At 30.5% G+C, this 742-nt stretch carries 1 pseudogene; it reads left to right on the forward strand.

The features are described 5' to 3' along the window. Nucleotides 1-281: 281 nt before the first annotated feature. Nucleotides 282-467 (forward strand): annotated as a pseudogene (locus DYH56_RS15730) (SelT/SelW/SelH family protein); the annotation flags it as partial. Between the last annotated feature and the right edge of the window lie 275 nt (nt 468-742).

Consider the following 742-nt stretch of genomic DNA (forward strand, 5'->3'; position numbering starts at 1 on the left):
ATGGGAGGGTAGTTGCCATAAGAATATTGAGGGAATAAGGCCTTCAAAAAAAATAGTGAGGACGTTTGTTTGCTATACAAAAATTCTTGTTTTCAGTATTAAATACTATGAAATATCCATAAATAAGTAATTATTTGTCAAATTAACAAAGTTAAAAACTTAATAGATACATTGAGTTATCAAGGAAAATTAATTAAAAAAACTATTTACAAATAGGGAGGTAAAGTATGAAACCTGTATTATCAATTGAATTTTGTACATCATGAGGATATGATCAGAAGGCAGTAGTTGCTCTGGCAGATTTGGTAAGACTCTTTAAAAATGATTTTTCAGAATTTAAAATGATCCCTTCATCTGGAGGTGTATTTGAAGTAAGGCTTGGAGACAGACTTTTATTTTCTAAGAAGGCGCTGGGAAGATTTCCAGAGGAAAATGAGATAATTGAACTTGTAAAAAAGGAAGTATAAGAAACCCTGACTTTCTTTATTTTGTGAGATACGGAACTTTTTGAGTAAGAAAAAAGTATCTGTCAGATACTTCAAAAATAAATTAAGAAGATCAATTATCTAGGTTACATAAATAAATTTAGAAGGTGGTAGAATTATGTTTAGTAAGTGGAATCAATTAAGTTTAGTAAAAAGAATAATCGTTGGTCTAATCGTCGGTATCATATTAGCAATCGCTGCACCAGATGCAGCAAAACCAGTTGAATTATTGGGATCATTATTCGTAGGAGCACTAA

It is taken from the genome of Psychrilyobacter piezotolerans, assembly GCF_003391055.1.
GTDB lineage: Bacteria > Fusobacteriota > Fusobacteriia > Fusobacteriales > Fusobacteriaceae > Psychrilyobacter > Psychrilyobacter piezotolerans.